Raw genomic sequence first — 16,624 nt, 5'->3', positions numbered from 1 at the left:
GTAGCGCTCCTCTAAGGAGCGTTTAGAAAAGGATTTCATACATTGTTTTCGTAGAGCCGTAGTTTACGGTGTCTCGAGGTATTCCCGCCCCAAACCTTGCCTTTTGCTCCTTGAGATTCTTTTAACGTCTATAGAATCAATGAAGGATTATCATGCTTGAGCACACTCTGTTAAGTATTTTACGTTTTTGCTTATATTTCGGCTCAGCGCTGGTAGCGCTTGTCATTTTTAAGTCAGTCTATACTCTGATTACACCCCAAGATGAGTGGAAGCTTATTAAAGAGCAACGCAACGTAGCCGCCGCTATTGGGCTGGGTGGTAGTGTTGTTGGCTTTTCATTGGCCTTAGCCAGCGCCATTAGTAATTCAGTTTCATTGTGGGATTGCATCACTTGGGCATTTGTTGCGCTGTTGGCACAAACATTCGCTTTTGCCATCGTGCGTTTTATTTACATGCCGAAAATAGTCCAGCGTTTAGAGGAAGGTGAAGTCAGCGCAGGAGTGATACTAGCGTCGGTGAGCATTGCGGTAGGAGTCCTTAACGCCGCCTGCATGACGTACTAAGGAAGGTAATATGAAACGCACCAAAAAAATTAATACGTCACGTTTTCTGAAACGCTCTAATTTACGTCGTGCGCCGCTCGTGCTGTTTGCAGGCGCTTTTATCTACAGCACCTTTTTTAACGAAGAAGAGGTGACGTACGTAGAAAACGTTGATGACTGTATGGCTGATACGTCTCTAAGTCAGCAAGACTGTGAGATGGCGTATAAGAATGCCCTTGCCGAGTCGGAAAAAACAGCTCCGAAATTTGATACTCAAGCTCGCTGTGAACAAGATTTTCGTGAAGATGGTTGTTATGAAAGTGACAACGGTACTTTTATTCCTATGATGAGTGGCTTTATGATTGGCTCGGCTTTAAATCGCTACGATCGAAATCGCTATTATCATCCAGCGTATTCATACTTATCATCCTATGGAACTCAAAAAGTGATGTCTGATGGTACACCATTGAATAGAGCAGGAGGTTCTCGTTATACAGTGCCTAGGGGAACAACTGAAACGTCGAAGCCGCGCTCTACCTCAACCATCTCGCGCGGAGGGTTTGGGCAAATCGCTTCACGAAATGCGTCCTATAGCTCAAGTCGTTCGAGCTGGGGAGGGTAAGATGTTTCGTATTCCTATCAAAGAACGAGACGATTGGAAAATGTTAGCCGAAGAGTACGGTTTTCATTTTCATACCATGCATGGTGAACGCTATTGGGATGAGTCTGCTTATTATCAATTTACCTTAGCGCAAATTGAACATGATCTAGAAGCGCCCAGTGAAGATATTCATCAGATGTGCTTACATGTAGTGGATAAAGTAATAAAAGACGAAAATTTGATGCAGCGCTTTGGTCTGCCTGCTAAACATTGGGATTTCATTGCCCAGTCATGGCAGGCAAAAGCCCCAAGTCTTTATTCGCGACTAGATTTTGCCTACGATGGAAAAAGTCCTGCGAAGCTTTATGAAAACAACGCAGATACCCCCACGAGTCTTTACGAAACGGGCTTTTGGCAATGGCTATGGTTAGAGCAAAATGTAAACCAAGGCCGTTTAAGCATTGATTGTGATCAATTCAACAGTCTTCAAGAAAAGTTAATCGCTAGACTGAGGCAAATTCTTCAAATTGAACAAACTAAGCGAGCAGGGCAAACACTGCATTTCGCCTGCTGTAAAGACTCTATTGAAGATCGTGGCACTGTTCAATACTTAGAAGACTGTGCCGCCGAAGCTGGCATCGCCACAGAGTTTGTCTATGTTGAAGACATTGGCCGCGACCTTGCAGGTCAACTAACCGATAGTAAGAACCAAGTTATCACTTGGATATTTAAACTGTATCCATGGGAGTTTATGCTCAACGAGAGCTTTGGTGACTTGCTCGGACGTCACCCGGTGAGCTTTATTGAGCCGCCTTGGAAAAGTCTGCTTTCTAACAAAGCCTTGTTGCCCATGCTATGGCGCGAATTCCCAGATCACCCCAATTTACTGCCAGCTTACTTCGGAGATGAAATACACAATGTTACCAGCGAAAGTACTTGGGTGAAGAAGCCCCTTTTTTCTCGAGAAGGTGCTAATGTTTCGATTATACAGTCTGGAAATACCGTGGTAGAAACCGATGGTCCATACGGCCAAGAAGGCCATATATACCAGCAAGCTCACATGCTACCGAAATTCGATAACAGCTACACCCTGATTGGAAGCTGGCTTGTTAACGACCAAGCCGCGGGGATATCGGTCCGCGAAGACAGCAGTCCAATCACTCAAGATATGAGCCGCTATTTGCCGCATGTCATACGTGGTTGAAAGTTGCTTTGTTGTTTAAGTCATAATTTTGAACTGAAAAGGTTCAATTTTTGCGTGTGATGCTTTATGGTGCACGCTTCAAAAAATGATGGTGTATCTTCATGGCTTCAAGTACGACTCCGACGCTGTTCCAGCGTTATATGAATAGTAGCTTAGTATTGCTGATTATTTTGGGTATTGTATGCGGTGTGGCCTTGGCGTCCGTTTCGCCAAGTGCAGGTCAGACAGCTGGTATCTTGGGTGCTTTTTTTGTTAAAGCGCTAAAAGGTATCGCACCCATTCTTGTTTTTCTCTTGGTGGTAGCATCGATTGCAAATCACAAAAAGAACCAACAAACCTTTATTAAACCGGTGTTGGTGCTTTACGCAGCAGGTACCTTAATTGCTGCCTTAACAGCGGTCGTATTCAGTTTTGCATTCCCAACACAACTAAGTCTGGTGTCTGCGGAGCTCGGTCGAGCTGCGCCACAAGGCATTGGTGAAGTGCTTGGCGCTTTGGCGTTTAATATGGTTGATAATCCCGTCAATGCTTTGGCGACGGGTAACTTTATTGGCATTTTGGCGTGGGCCATTGTAATTGGTATTGGCTTACGTCAGTCGTCTGATACAACCAAAGTGCTGCTACAGAATATTGCTGACAGTATCACGACGGTGGTTGGCTTTGTTATTCGCTTAGCCCCGTTTGGTATTTTCGGCTTAGTGGCGAATACCGTTGCGACTACAGGCTTTGATGCCTTGCTTGGTTATTCACACCTTTTGATGGCATTGATCGGTGCGATGTTATTCATCGCCTTAGTGACAAACCCATTATTGGTATTTCTTGCGACGCGAAAAAATCCCTACCCATTGGTGTTTAAATGTCTAAAAGAGAGCGGCATAACTGCGTTCTTTACGCGTAGCTCCGCGGCGAACATTCCAGTGAATATGTCTTTATGTGAGCGCTTAGAATTAGACGAAGACACGTATTCGGTATCCATTCCCTTGGGCGCGACTATTAATATGGCGGGTGCAGCGATCACGATCACTGTTCTAACATTAGCTGCGGTGAATACCTTAGGTATCCCTGTTGATTTCGGCACGGCTGTGTTACTAAGCATCATTGCCGCTGTGTCGGCTGGCGGTAGCTCTGGTGTAGCGGGTGGTTCGCTATTACTGATTCCGTTGGCTTGTAGCTTGTTTAGCATACCAAATGATGTCGCCATGCAAGTGGTTGCGGTTGGCTTTATCATTGGTGTATTACAAGATTCTGCCGAGACAGCGCTAAACAGCTCTACCGATGTATTGTTTACGGCAGCGGCGTGTCATAAAGCTTAATCACAACAGAAATATCTAGTGTTTCCAAAAAAGCGAGCTTCGGCTCGCTTTTTTGGATCTGATTAGACAGGTTTAAATCACGCGCTGGAAAAAAGCGCAATTTTGTCCAATCGAAGGAAGGTGGCAGTCGCTATAATCACTGTGTTGAATAAGAACAGAGGCTGTGGTTGAAGATGTCTGAAGACAACCGATTCAAATTCATTAACAGTGATGGTGTCGATCATCTGATGTTACTGCACGCATCAATGACAGACTTTGCGTACAGTACCCACGCCCATGAAGAGTATTCCATCGGGGTGACTTTATCGGGCCGCCAAGATTTTTACGCTCATGGAGCGTTTCATCACAGTCACCCAGGACAAATAATGGTGTTTAATCCTGGTGATGCCCATGATGGAGAATCGGGGGCTGATGCGGTACTGACCTATACTATGTTGTATGTTCATCCTGATCAGTTGATGCCTTCCCTTGAGGCACTTAATGTAACATCACCGGAGCTGTTTCGTATTCAAGATGCTGTCTTTAATGATCCTTTGGTAAAGCAGCAAATTATGCGTCTAGCGCAATTAATTGAATTGAATCATGCCACCGTTAGTGAATATGAGTCACTGCTATTCGAGCTGACAGAACAGTTGGTACGCTACCAATCAAAGCAGTCTTTGCTGCCGGAGACACGCCGCCAACGGCTGCTAGATCAAGCGAAAGATTACTTGCAAGAGCATTACCAAAAAGAAGTCTCACTTGATGACCTTTGCCAAGTTGCTTGTATGTCAAAGTACCACTTTCTTCGCAGCTTTAAAGCCTACACCGGCATGACGCCACACCAGTATTGGCTGAATGTACGCATTCATCGCGGCAAGCAGGCGTTACGCGCTGGCGTATCTGTCATGAACGTTGTAGATCAACTGGGATTCAATGACTTAAGCCATTTTAACCGCCGCTTTAAACCGGTGTTTGGTATGACGCCCCGACAATATCAGCGCTTACTGCTAGCGCGCTAAATTTCAATCAAACCTAGCGTTTTTATATCCATTGAGTGACCGTTGGAGGCTGCTTTATGCTCGAAATATTCCTGTTTGCACTGGCGATGATGTACAGTCCAGGCCCGGTTAATATGCTTTCTCTGTTTGCTGGTATTACAAACAGTAATTGGCGTGTACTGAGGTTTTGTGCGGGAGTTGGTGTGGCCATGACAATGTTATTTGTCATTACTGGTTATTTAGGCAGCTCGATTATGACGCCCAGCTTACAAGGCGTCGTTGCATTAGGTGGTAGCGCTTACATTGCTTACTTAGCAATTAAAATCTTTATGGCGAGCTTTAATAAGCACCAGGCGATTCAAGAAGGCCAGCGTAATTTCTCTTTTATCTCTGGCTTTGTAATGCAATTAACCAACCCAAAAGCCATGATTGCGGTGTTACCCATTGTCACCATTCAGTTTCCAAATGCGCACATTGAAGGCATTTCCATCTTGATGATGTCGATAATATTGGGGGCAATGGCCGGCGGTGCACCGACCAGCTACTTTATTGCAGGTAATAAGTTAAAGCATGCCGTGCTTAACCCCAAAATTCTAAGCACTGTAAAGCGATCAATGGCGGCCTTATTGTTGTTAGTATCTGGTCAGTTTGTTTATGAAGCGACTCAACTCCTTGGGTAGTTGTAGCAAAGAAGAGGCTTAGTTTATGTCCTATTGCCATATCCGATATCTTGTATCGGATATGGCAAATCGATATGGTCTAGACTTAATTTTTAGCTTTGTAATAAAAGTCAAAGCTGATGCTTTGTAAGTCAAGATTGTCGCTATGCTTTTCACCGCTCAGGTGGCTGAACTCTATACGATAACGCATGTCTTTATTCTCACCTTGAATGCCCATGTCATTGCGCTCTGTGTCTTCGGTACTTGCCGTAAACAATTGGTAAGCAAATGCTTTTAAATCCAAGCTAACAGGCTCCATATCGGCTACAGTAACAATTAGGTTTGGTGCATTGAATTCAACGTTAAAAGTCTTTTCATTATCAAATGTTAACTCATATTTATCAAAAGCTTGCTTATCCGAAAACTTGTGCAGGTAATTGTTTTCAATTAAGCGATCATAGCCAGCGATATCCTTATAGTTATAACTTTTCGAGTTGAATCTAAATTGATTTTCATCGACGAATTCTTCGAATGAGTAGACAAATTCAAATCCCATTTCTTCGGTTAAATCGTATTGGTCACACTGAAACTCAGTATCTTCTTTTGATGGTGTAAACCAGATTTCAATCAGCTCATCTCGTTTCGTTTGGCACATATAGGCAAGGATAGAGCTAATATTTTTTCGCGCTTCAAAGCTTGGCTCACTCTTTGGAATGACTACTTTATCATTAATTAAAATGTTGTTTTCTACTAGTAGTGTTTCCAACCTTGCCTTTTGGCTCTGTCCTGAAACAGACACAGCACTCCATGGGCCAACCGTTGCAACTAACATTAATATTGCCAGCGACATAGGCACAGCTCGTAAAGGTAGACGCTTGAGTGTTCCTGCAACGGCCAAATACGCAAACCATATGGCAGAAATTGCCAGCATATAACGCGACTCGGTGACACCGTATGCACTGACTCGCTCCCAAATCGCATAGAAATGAAACGCGACAGGCACAATCAATGCGGGAAATAGGATACGATAAAATAAGCGTAATTGGGGTGAGCTTTCGTCACGTAAAGGGTGTGCTAATAGATAAGTAATGATTCCAGCGCCAATAAAGCCGCTAATCATATAAGCCAAATGTCCATTCGGCACTTCGCCTGTCACAAGGATCTTAATAAAGTACGCGTACAGAACACCAAGGTAGAGAAACACCATCGGTGCTGAAATCCAGTTAACAATAAACTTCAACCCAGAAGGGGCGTTGCAATCTTCCTTGTTAAACGTAAAGCGTTCTGGCACCCAGCTGAGTGCATACAAAGGTCCCAAAACTAAACACGCAAACGCCCAAATGTCGCTATATACTTCCTCCACTATGTTTACATCAAACAGTACATGCACTGCCCATAAAGCGGTACAGAGACCACCCGCGAAAAGCAGTAAAGCCACATAAGACACCACCACTCCGAACCACATGCTGCCGTTAAAAAACCAAACCGAAAGATCATCTCCAGCTTTTATATAAGGGGCAAACATCAGCACAAGCAAAAGTGCTGGCACCAAATAGTAAAAATGCATCCACCATAGAGTCGGTAACCAGGTTAATGCAATAACCCCAACCGCACACAATATGGATATACTGTATTCTTTGGTGCGACTTAAGCCTTGGCTTTGCGCCGTTAAACGAGTGATCCCGAACATAAGGTAGCAGCTACCAAGAAAAACGAATAATCGCTGAATAAATTCGTCTTCAATGTCCACCACGTTATGGATCAATAGAATGCACATCACAAACAGCGACAATGCAGATAGCACAGATAAGGGAAAACGCTTCACAGTCCCCATCAAATCATCGAGTGGGAATAGTTTGTTTATTAATTTCAAAGTGGTAAATCCTTTTAATTACTGAGGCCCTTAAAACAGGCTTTGTTAGCCTGTCATAAAGAAAGAAGTGAAGGTGAGAGTTAGGCGTGATGTTTTGTCACACTATCAACGTCTAACTAATTTTAAGTGGTTTTAGCGTTTGTAAACGTAATGCTTCTGTAAGCTGATTGAAAAGTCTAAGTGATGGTCATCGAATTCATTGGTTTGACGGTGCCCCAGTAGCGCGGAATATTGTTACACAAAAAAAGCCTGATTTTCGTTATCATTAGGTCATGTCTGAACTGAATCTCGTACAAAAGACATTTGAACATCTATTAGCTAGAAACTGATTCATTGGAAGCTCAATAGCTCGCGAACTACATGCAGAGTCGACAGTTGGGAATAGGGGAATAGTCAAAGAGTAACTATAGCTGTAGTCACGTTTTTAGTAGCAATGAGCCCTCGCACAGCCAGGTTATATGGACCCGCCCGACTGTTGCAAGCTATTTCGATAAGACAGAGTAAAGTTGCACGCTTATATTCGACCTACTTTTATTGAGCATATCTGCTCGGCCATAAAGAGATGTGCGCTCACTTTCTCTAAACAGGTACTCGGCTTCGTTGAGCCAGCGGGTTGCTCAGGGTGAGTGAACCGATTTTATCTGTTCTGTCTTAATAGTCTGCGCAACGCTTTGGGTGTGCCTGCTATAAACTTTTTATTTCTTCATTTAATCTTTTAATAACTAGCTCTGATAGTGTGCGTCTGCTCTTGAAAGCAAACTCCATGCGATTCGAACCAGCTTGTTTGCTAGTGCAACGACTATCTTATTCGTATGCTTACCACCGCTTTTCATGCGCTTTACCCATTCCGCCAAACGGTCAGTTGCTCCTTCTTTTTGTAGGACGCGATACGCTGCTCTAGCACAGCGAACCAACTGTTTTCTCAAATATTTATTGCCCTGCTTACTAATCCCTTTATGCTTTTCTTTCTCGCCACTGGACGGTTGTTTAGGCACCAGCCCTAATGAGGCTGCCCCATGCCGACCACTTTCGAAGCGTTTAGCATCGACGATATAACACCAGAGCAGTGAGGTGTTTATGATGCCAGACCAGGAATCTCCATCAGCTTTTGGCATTCCTCATTGCCTTTTGAGTACTCTTTGAGTATCTGATCGTAACGCTTCATATGCGCTTCTTTTTCCAACCATTGCGATCTCAGATTATCCAATAACAATCGTCCGCGATGACTAATGGGGTGCTCGGCATCCTCCAGTAATACAGGTTTAATAGCCGCGTCACTGTTTGGTATAACAACCCCCATATCTGCTAGTAAGTCACGGATTTCATTACCTGTTGCAGCGTTAGCGGCAGCATCTAGTTGATCGTTCTTATTAACACGTACAAATGGCTTAATATACTGAGGTGCCAGTAGTTTTACTTGGTGCCCCATCTTCACAAACTGTCGAGCCCATACATGGATATCAATGCATGCTTCCATTGCAATCAAACAAGGAGGCAAATTGGTGATGGTGTTTCTCAGCTCTTCTCGACGCAGTGTTTTTTTAGAACCTGTTTGTATTGTTTGTTCTAACCATGCAATTAGAAAACATTTTTCGCCAAATCGATGCTTAAGATACTAATGTTCTTCATAGGGCTCGCTCCTTTTAACTTGGATGCCGGCAAAGGCTTTTGTTTGCACATTAAGCATGGCACATAGATAGGAGGGCGAGTCCATCTTATTACGTACGAGCAGATTCCATCTGCGACCAAACAATGCGCTTGAACGAGCACATCACTTGATATGCGCACTGTGACCAGTTTGTCCTAGTGCCGTAGCGATTTGGCAGCGCTTGAGAAGTATGAGTGTAAAAAAAGAGTAAATAATTACTCGTTTCATCTGGTTGATGCTAGCATTGCAGCCACTTTTAATGGGATTTTTATAAAGAGAAAGGAGTATCTCATGTCTACTGAACAACATCTTTTAAACTTCGGTATCTCCATGGCCGAGGCAAAAGACTTCCTCTTACAGAACTTAGATCGTCCAGGTTTTATCTTTTCTACGGCCGAGTCGTTTGGTATTACTAACGAAATGTTGGGCGATATTTATGGCGGTGCCAGTCAATCTGATGTCGTTGACTTTTTTCAAACTCAAGGTATCGATAGCACCGTATTAGAATCGAACGCTGAGGATACGATCTCTAACTCAACGTCGGATCGCTCTACTGGTGCGTCTCAAGTGAACTACTGGTTGCTTAACCAAGATTCTTCTGACTATGTGAATGCACCGCTTTTAAACAGCGGGCGTGCAGGGGTGAGCTTCACGCTGGACGATCAAGCGTACAACGTCATCATAGAACCATCTATTGCCGAAGCCGCTGACACTTGGGAAGCGTTCGCAGCCGCGCTCCAAACTGTTCTTGACAACACTGTTGCCGCCGGCAATACCGATCTTGAAGGTCTAAATGTAACGATTGATGAAACCAACACAGACGTTACATTTACCGATGCGGGTGAGCGTGTAATCATTCCAGCGATCACAATCACTGACGCTCAAGGTCGTGACTTAGTGCCGACGGGTTTCGTCAGTCTGGAAGATCAACCCTTTGCGTTCAACGTTTATGGTCATTTCAACAATGCTCAACCTGAAGCCCAAACTGAACCGGCGTCTTTCGATGCCACTCCGGATACAGCGGATGTCAGGGCGGCCATCGATGCAAACCGAGCGGATACCTTCGAGTTGTCCTCAGTGGATGACACCGTCACCGTCACAAATTCTACGGTTGATGCAGGCTTCTACTTAGGTGAGGGCGATGACTTGAACGCTCTAAACATCACGGGGTTTCAAGTGGCAAACGTGGCATTGTCTGACGGTGTGGCAGAGTCTACTCAGGCTTACATGGATCAAGCGATTGAAGAGCTGGCTGCTGGCGAAATGGGCTGGTTCCAATATGACGGTAATACTTTCATTGTCGTGGATCAGTCTGGTGCGGACGTTTACCAAAATGGTACGGACGTTGCGATCATGATGACAGGGCTGGTTGATCTATCAAACACTGCGTCATTCAACGCCACAATGGATGCGTTAGACATCGCCTAGTCTCTGTAAAGAGAACGACAGGCTTCTCGCCATTAACGAATACGTGAACTCTAAAAAACCATCTCTTTGAGATGGTTTTTTTATCCGAACTCCCTTCCCAGTAAGGCTTAAAAAATCAAGCGTTTAGGCCGACCAAAAGGCTCATTGCGCATGCAATGCACTCGTACAAAACGAAAAAGGCGAATCCTCGGATTCGCCTTTTTAATGTCTTAACTAGCCAGAGATTAGTTCTGGTAGCTTTCTACTGGTAGACACTCACAGAACAAGTTACGGTCGCCGTAAACGTTGTCAATACGGCCCACTGGTGGCCAGTATTTGCGTGCTTGAATCCATGGTAGAGGATAAGCTGCCTCTTGACGTGTGTAGGCGTGTGACCAGTCACTTTCAAGCAAGCAAGCCGCTGTGTGTGGTGCGTGTACTAGAGGGTTGTCTTCCAGTGGCCATTCACCCGCTTGTACTTTTGCAATTTCAGAGCGAATCTGAATCATAGCGTCACAGAAACGGTCTAGCTCATCACGGCTTTCAGACTCAGTCGGCTCGATCATCAGTGTGCCAGCTACTGGGAATGACATGGTTGGCGCGTGGAAGCCAAAGTCCATTAGACGCTTCGCAATGTCTTCTTCAGAAATGCCTGACTCTGCTTTGATCGGACGAATGTCGATAATACATTCGTGTGCAACAGTTCCGTTTTTACCCGTGTAAAGAACAGGGTAGTGCTCACCAAGACGCTTCGCTATGTAGTTCGCATTTAGAATGGCATTGAACGTTGCATCACGTAGGCCGCGATCGCCCATCATCTTGATGTACATCCAAGTGATCACAAGAATACTTGCGGAACCGTAAGGTGCTGCAGAGACTGCGCCGTGTTGCGTTTCGTTCTGTAGCACAGGCGATACAGAATGGCCTGGCAGAAATGGTGCTAGGTGTGATTTCACACCGATAGGACCCATACCTGGACCACCACCACCGTGTGGGATACAGAATGTCTTGTGTAGGTTCAAGTGCGATACATCGCCGCCAAAGCTACCTGGAGGTGCAATACCTACTAGGGCATTCAAGTTTGCGCCGTCGATGTACACTTGGCCACCATGATTGTGAACAATGTCACATACGTCACGGATTTGCTCTTCGAACACACCGTGAGTGGAAGGGTAAGTCACCATGATACAGCTTAGGTTGTCTGCGTGCTTTTCTGCTTTTTCAGTCAGATCAGCAACGTCAATGTTACCGTTCTCGTCACACTTAACGATCACAACCTTCATGCCTGCTAGCGCAGCTGACGCTGGGTTAGTGCCGTGTGCAGAGCTTGGAATTAAACAGATGTCACGCTGATCGTCGCCACGAGATTTGTGGTATTTGTCGATCGCGATTAGACCTGCGTATTCCCCTTGCGCACCAGAGTTTGGTTGCAATGAAATTGTGTCGTAGCCAGTCGCTTTAGAAAGCATCGCGATTAGGTCGTTAAGCAGTGCTTGGTAACCTGATACTTGTGCTTTTGGTGCGAATGGGTGGATGCGGCCAAATTCTTCCCACGTTACAGGGATCATCTCAGAAGCGGAGTTTAGCTTCATCGTACATGAACCCAGTGGAATCATGCTTTGATTTAAAGCGATGTCTTTAACTTCCAGCTGACGCATGTAGCGCATTAATTCTGTTTCGCTGTGATGCGTATTGAATACTGGATGCGTTAGGATTGCATCGTCACGTAGCATGCTTTCTTCTATGCCGAAGTCTACTTCTGAGTCTAATAGGTCTTCAGAAAGTTCAACGCCGAAGCTGCTTGCTAGGTTGTATAGGTCTTCAACGGTGCTGGTTTCACTGAACGAAAGTGATAGTTCAGTGCTGCTAGCATGGTACAAGTTGATGTTCTTTTCCGCAGCGCTTTTTAGGATTTCATCGGTTTTATCAAGTGTCTTGACTACCAAAGTATCAAAATGCGTGCCGTTGAACGAGTAAGTGCCTTTAAGTGCTTTGGCAAAAATACTGGTGAAGCTGGCAACACGTGACGCAATTCTCTTTAGACCGTCAGGACCATGGTAAACCGCGTAGAAGCCCGCCATCATGGCCAGTAAAGCTTGAGCCGTACAAATATTGGATGTCGCTTTCTCGCGACGAATATGCTGTTCACGAGTCTGCATTGCCATACGTAATGCTGGCTTGTCATGGCTATCTTTTGATACACCGATAACGCGACCTGGCATAGAGCGTTTGAATTTGTCTTTTGTCGCTAGGAAAGCAGCGTGTGGGCCACCGAAGCCCATCGGTACACCAAAGCGCTGAGCACTTCCGACTACGATGTCAACACCCATCGCAGCAGGAGATTTCAATAGAACCAAAGACAACAGATCCACTGCAGTGGTTACCAAGGCGCCTTGTTCATGAGCTTGGTTGATTGCATCGGTTAGATCGGTGACGCTACCATCGATGCCAGGGTACTGTAGGATGGCACCAAAGACATCGTAGTTTGTTAGGTTTTCTAGGTCATCTACTATGACTTCAAAGTCCAACAACTCTGCACGTGTTTTGACAACGTCGATGGTTTGCGGCAAAACATTGCTGGCAACAAATACCGTGCTCACTTTCTTTTTGCTGGAGCGCTGCATAAGCGTCATAGCTTCTGCTGCGGCTGTTGCCTCGTCTAATAAAGACGCGTTTGAAATTTCCATACCCGTTAAATCAATAATCACTTGTTGGAAGTTCAACAATGCTTCCAAGCGACCTTGCGAGATTTCTGGTTGGTAAGGTGTGTAAGCGGTATACCAGCCAGGGTTTTCTAGCAGGTTGCGTACGATTGGAGTAGGTACGAATGTGTCGTGGTAACCCATGCCGATGTAACTGCGGGCAATCTTATTGCGCCCTGCAATTTCTTTTAGCTGCGTTAGTGCTTCGAATTCACTGACTGGCTGCTTAGACATATCAAGATTGGCCAAACGGATCGCGTTTGGAATGGTGTTCTCAATCAGTTTGTCTAAGGAGTCATAGCCTAGAGAATTGAGCATCGATGATTGCTCGTTCACATCAGGTCCGATGTGGCGCGCAATGAATTCGTCTTTGCCTAACAAATCGCGGATACACGAAGTCATGGAAAGTCACCTATAAAAGAAATTGCAAGAAATGGGGGAGAGTTATAAAACACCCCTACGGAGTAGGGGTGTTGGTATCGATTACTCGATAGAGCTAGCGTACGCGTCTGCGTTCATTAGCTTGTCTAGTTCGCTAGGATCGCTAAGCTTGATTTTTGCAATCCACGCATCTTCGAAAGGAGATTCGTTAACAAGTTCCGGAGAATCGTCCAAAGCTTCGTTTACTTCAACTACTTCGCCTGATACAGGGGCATAGATGTCTGATGCGGCTTTTACAGACTCAACAAGTGAGAATTGCTCTGCGGCAGTAGTTTCAGCACCCACTTCTGGAAGTTCAAGGTAAACAACGTCACCTAAAAGTTCTTGGGCGTGATCCGTGATGCCAACAGTTACTGTGCCGTCACCGTTGTCTAGGACCCATTCGTGTGAGTCTGCATATTTCAAGTTTGATGGAATGTTGCTCATGGCGATCTTTCCTATTAAGTAGCCCGAGGGATCACCTCGGGCGAGAGCGAATTAGCGGTATAGAGGGAAGCGTTTGCAAAGCTCTTGTACTTCTGCTTTTACGCGAGCTTCTACTTCTGGGTTGCCTTCAGGCATTTCTACTAGACCGTCAAGAACGTCACTGATTAGGTGACCTACTTTACGGAATTCTTCTTCACCGAAACCACGTGAAGTCGCTGCAGGTGTACCTAAACGGATACCAGAAGTGACCATTGGTTTTTCAGTGTCGAAAGGAATACCGTTTTTGTTACAAGTGATACCAGCGCGTTCTAGTGCTGCATCTGCTGCGTTACCTTTAAGGCCTTTCGGACGAAGGTCAACAAGCATTAGGTGCGTGTCAGTACCGCCAGTAACGATATCACAACCACGCTCAACCATTACTTCTGCAAGTGCTTTAGCGTTTGCTACAACTTGGTTGATGTAGTCTTTGAATTCTGGTTTAAGAGCTTCACCGAATGCAACCGCTTTACCAGCGATAACGTGCATTAGTGGGCCACCTTGGTAACCAGGGAATACTGCAGAGTTGATCTTCTTAGCGATGGCTTCATCGTTAGTCAGGATCATACCACCACGCGGGCCACGTAGAGTTTTGTGAGTTGTTGTTGTTACAACGTGTGCGTGACCGAATGGTGTTGGGTGAACGCCTGTCGCTACAAGACCTGCGATGTGTGCCATGTCTACCATTAGTAGTGCGCCAACTTTGTCAGCGATTTCACGGAAACGAGCGAAATCGATTTGACGTGGAATAGCAGAACCACCAGCAATGATAAGCTTAGGCTTAGTTTCGATTGCTTTTGCTTCTAGTGCATCGTAATCGATTAACAGAGTTTCAGGGCTAACTTCGTACTGAACAGCGTTGAACCATTTGCCAGATTGAGCAGGCGCTGCACCGTGAGTCAAGTGACCACCAGAAGACAGTGACATACCCATAATTGTGTCACCAGGCTGTAGAAGTGCTAGGAAAACTGCACCGTTCGCTTGTGCACCTGAGTGAGGCTGAACGTTTACGAAATTACAGCCGAACAGTTGTTTAGCACGGTCGATTGCCAGTTGCTCAGTAACGTCAACGGCTTCACAACCACCGTAGTAACGTTTTTCTGGGTAGCCTTCAGCATATTTGTTCGTAAGAACAGAACCTTGAGCTTCGATAACCGCTTTAGATACGATGTTTTCAGAAGCGATAAGTTCGATGCCTGTTTCTTGGCGTTCTTGTTCTTCTACGATAGTGGCGTATAGCTCAGCATCGCGGTCTTTAAGTGCTTGGCTGAAAAAGGCTTCAGTGTTAGCCATGTTAAGATCCTCTTATTTGAATATTCATGTCGATGACATCCAGAGACGACGTTTATTCTAACATTTGTATACACAAATGAAGTGAAAAAAGATCATCTCACCTTTCGTACTAATCATCTGCATTGTTATGAGATTTCTGCATCATAAACAAAAAGTTTCCGATTGGAAACACGTCTGCTCCAACAAAATTTGAAGTTTTTCGAAAAATGTCGCAAAGAGAAAAATTGATCACGCGAATCTTTTTATTTTGTTCTTCCATAGAGTTTACGCGTTCAGCCGATTAAACGTAGTGGTTTGTATCATATAGTTGCAATCAATAAAATTTACTAAGATACTTTGTTTCCGATTGGAAACACACACAATAGATTCATTGTTAACCAGAGGTGCTCATGAAACGTACTCCTTTATATCAAGCGCATGTAGATGCTGACGCGCGCATGGTCGAATTTGCTGGCTACGAGATGCCAGTTCAATATCCATTGGGGGTGAAGAAAGAGCACCTTTGGACACGCGATTCTGCGGGTCTATTTGATGTGTCGCACATGGGACAAATCGTTTTACGTGGCGATAACGTCAAGACAGAACTTGAGGCATTGCTGCCAGTTGATGTACTTGGTCTTGAATTAAATCATCAGCGTTACGGTGTGTTTACGACCACGAATGGCGGTGTTTCAGATGACCTAATGTTTACGAATCTTGGTGACCATGAGATTTACATGGTGGTCAATGCTGCATGTAAAGAGCAAGACATAGCTCACCTTAAAAACAATCTACCTACAACAGAAGTAGAGGTTGTTGACCGTGCTCTTGTGGCTTTGCAAGGCCCGAAAGCACGCGAAGTGGCCGCTCAAGTTTTACCTGAGCTTAAAGATCTATTGTTTATGCAGTCGACTAAGCTTGAATGGAACGGTATCGAGCTTTGGGTTAGTTGCTCAGGCTATACAGGTGAAGACGGTTACGAAATTTCCGTGCCAAATAACGCCGCGATTGAATTTTGTGCGGTATTAACGGCGTACGATGAAGTTGAGTGGATTGGTCTTGGTGCTCGTGACTCACTTCGCTTAGAAGCTGGTTTGTGTTTATACGGTCATGATATGGATCAATCAACAACGCCAGTTGAAGCGTCTATAACATGGGCCATTCAAAAAGTTCGCCGAGCAGGTGGAGAGCGTGAAGGTCATTTTGTTGGTGCAGATGTGATCTTAAGTCAATTTACCAAAGGCGTTTCGCGTAAACGTGTTGGCTTCATTGTTGATGCTAAAGCGCCCGTTCGCGAGGGTGTTGATATCGTAACGGAAGCAGGTAATCTTGTGGGGTCCGTGACCAGTGGCGGTTTTGCTCCTTCTCTTGGCAAGCCAATTGTTATGGCGTATGTACAAACTGACCGTTTAGATCAGCCGCTTTTTGCATCGTTACGTGGTAAACTTATTCCATTAACACCAGCAAAAATGCCTTTCTTCCCATCACGTTACTACCGTGGTTAATCATTAAGCCACGTT

Annotated in this window: 14 protein-coding genes; 8 read left to right on the top strand and 6 right to left on the bottom strand. The window is 45.0% G+C overall.

Annotation, left to right across the window (positions count from 1 at the left end; genetic code table 11):
* Positions 1–152 precede the first annotated feature (152 nt).
* The 6 genes from ACPUEK_RS12740 to ACPUEK_RS12715 all read left to right on the top strand — a co-directional run bounded on the left by ACPUEK_RS12740 (position 153) and on the right by ACPUEK_RS12715 (position 5,320).
* Positions 153–563, top strand: a complete 411-nt coding sequence (locus tag ACPUEK_RS12740) for a DUF350 domain-containing protein (protein WP_425640982.1) — start codon at positions 153–155, stop codon at positions 561–563.
* A 10-nt stretch (positions 564–573) separates the two neighbouring features.
* Positions 574–1,164: a DUF1190 domain-containing protein gene (locus tag ACPUEK_RS12735; protein WP_067219627.1), complete on the top strand. Its 591-nt coding sequence runs from the start codon at positions 574–576 to the stop codon at positions 1,162–1,164.
* 1 nt (position 1,165) lies between these two features.
* Positions 1,166–2,347: a glutathionylspermidine synthase family protein gene (locus ACPUEK_RS12730; RefSeq protein ID WP_425640981.1), complete on the top strand. Its 1,182-nt coding sequence runs from the start codon at positions 1,166–1,168 to the stop codon at positions 2,345–2,347.
* A gap of 101 nt (positions 2,348–2,448) precedes the next feature.
* The gene (gene sstT, locus ACPUEK_RS12725) at positions 2,449–3,660 is read left to right on the top strand and encodes a serine/threonine transporter SstT (protein WP_425640980.1); all 1,212 of its coding nucleotides are present in this window, start codon (positions 2,449–2,451) and stop codon (positions 3,658–3,660) included.
* A gap of 173 nt (positions 3,661–3,833) precedes the next feature.
* Positions 3,834–4,661 carry an AraC family transcriptional regulator gene (locus ACPUEK_RS12720; RefSeq protein ID WP_425640979.1) on the top strand — a complete coding sequence of 276 codons (828 nt, stop codon included), beginning with the start codon at positions 3,834–3,836 and terminating at the stop codon, positions 4,659–4,661.
* Between the two features lie 56 nt (positions 4,662–4,717).
* Positions 4,718–5,320, top strand: coding sequence for a LysE family translocator (locus tag ACPUEK_RS12715; RefSeq protein ID WP_425640978.1), 603 nt, complete (start codon positions 4,718–4,720; stop codon positions 5,318–5,320).
* Positions 5,321–5,405: 85 nt separating this feature from the next.
* On the opposite strand, the gene ACPUEK_RS12710 is transcribed toward ACPUEK_RS12715, so the two are convergent.
* The 3 genes from ACPUEK_RS12710 to ACPUEK_RS12700 form a co-directional block, all read right to left on the bottom strand.
* A complete protein-coding gene (locus ACPUEK_RS12710) occupies positions 5,406–7,172 on the bottom strand; it encodes a DUF4153 domain-containing protein (protein ID WP_425640977.1) in 1,767 nt (588 codons plus the stop codon).
* A gap of 722 nt (positions 7,173–7,894) precedes the next feature.
* Positions 7,895–8,287, bottom strand: coding sequence for a transposase (locus ACPUEK_RS12705; protein WP_425640976.1), 393 nt, complete (start codon positions 8,285–8,287; stop codon positions 7,895–7,897).
* Positions 8,248–8,649 carry a hypothetical protein gene (locus ACPUEK_RS12700; RefSeq protein WP_425640975.1) on the bottom strand — a complete coding sequence of 134 codons (402 nt, stop codon included), beginning with the start codon at positions 8,647–8,649 and terminating at the stop codon, positions 8,248–8,250. Before ACPUEK_RS12700 ends, ACPUEK_RS12705 begins: the two co-directional genes overlap by 40 nt.
* Before the next feature lie 462 nt (positions 8,650–9,111).
* Between ACPUEK_RS12700 and ACPUEK_RS12695 the strand changes: the two genes are divergently transcribed.
* Complete coding sequence (locus tag ACPUEK_RS12695) at positions 9,112–10,248, top strand: hypothetical protein (protein WP_425640974.1); 1,137 nt, start codon at positions 9,112–9,114, stop codon at positions 10,246–10,248.
* 224 nt (positions 10,249–10,472) lie between these two features.
* On the opposite strand, the gene gcvP is transcribed toward ACPUEK_RS12695, so the two are convergent.
* The 3 genes from gcvP to glyA form a co-directional block, all read right to left on the bottom strand.
* Positions 10,473–13,331 (bottom strand): aminomethyl-transferring glycine dehydrogenase, encoded by a 2,859-nt coding sequence (gene gcvP / locus ACPUEK_RS12690; RefSeq protein WP_425640973.1) that lies wholly within the window; start codon positions 13,329–13,331, stop codon positions 10,473–10,475.
* A gap of 81 nt (positions 13,332–13,412) precedes the next feature.
* Positions 13,413–13,796: a glycine cleavage system protein GcvH gene (gcvH, locus tag ACPUEK_RS12685; protein ID WP_067037905.1), complete on the bottom strand. Its 384-nt coding sequence runs from the start codon at positions 13,794–13,796 to the stop codon at positions 13,413–13,415.
* Between the two features lie 51 nt (positions 13,797–13,847).
* Positions 13,848–15,125 (bottom strand): serine hydroxymethyltransferase, encoded by a 1,278-nt coding sequence (gene glyA, locus ACPUEK_RS12680; RefSeq protein ID WP_067223987.1) that lies wholly within the window; start codon positions 15,123–15,125, stop codon positions 13,848–13,850.
* Between the two features lie 389 nt (positions 15,126–15,514).
* Here glyA and gcvT point away from each other — a divergent pair, with 389 nt between their 5' ends.
* The gene (gcvT, locus tag ACPUEK_RS12675) at positions 15,515–16,609 is read left to right on the top strand and encodes a glycine cleavage system aminomethyltransferase GcvT (RefSeq protein WP_425640972.1); all 1,095 of its coding nucleotides are present in this window, start codon (positions 15,515–15,517) and stop codon (positions 16,607–16,609) included.
* Positions 16,610–16,624: the final 15 nt, after the last annotated feature.

Origin of the sequence: Marinomonas gallaica (genome assembly GCF_049821165.1) — a bacterium.
Classification (GTDB): Bacteria; Pseudomonadota; Gammaproteobacteria; order Pseudomonadales; family Marinomonadaceae; genus Marinomonas; species Marinomonas gallaica.
Note: the sequence above shows the minus strand (reverse complement) of the source record. Positions and strands in the feature narration are given on the sequence as shown.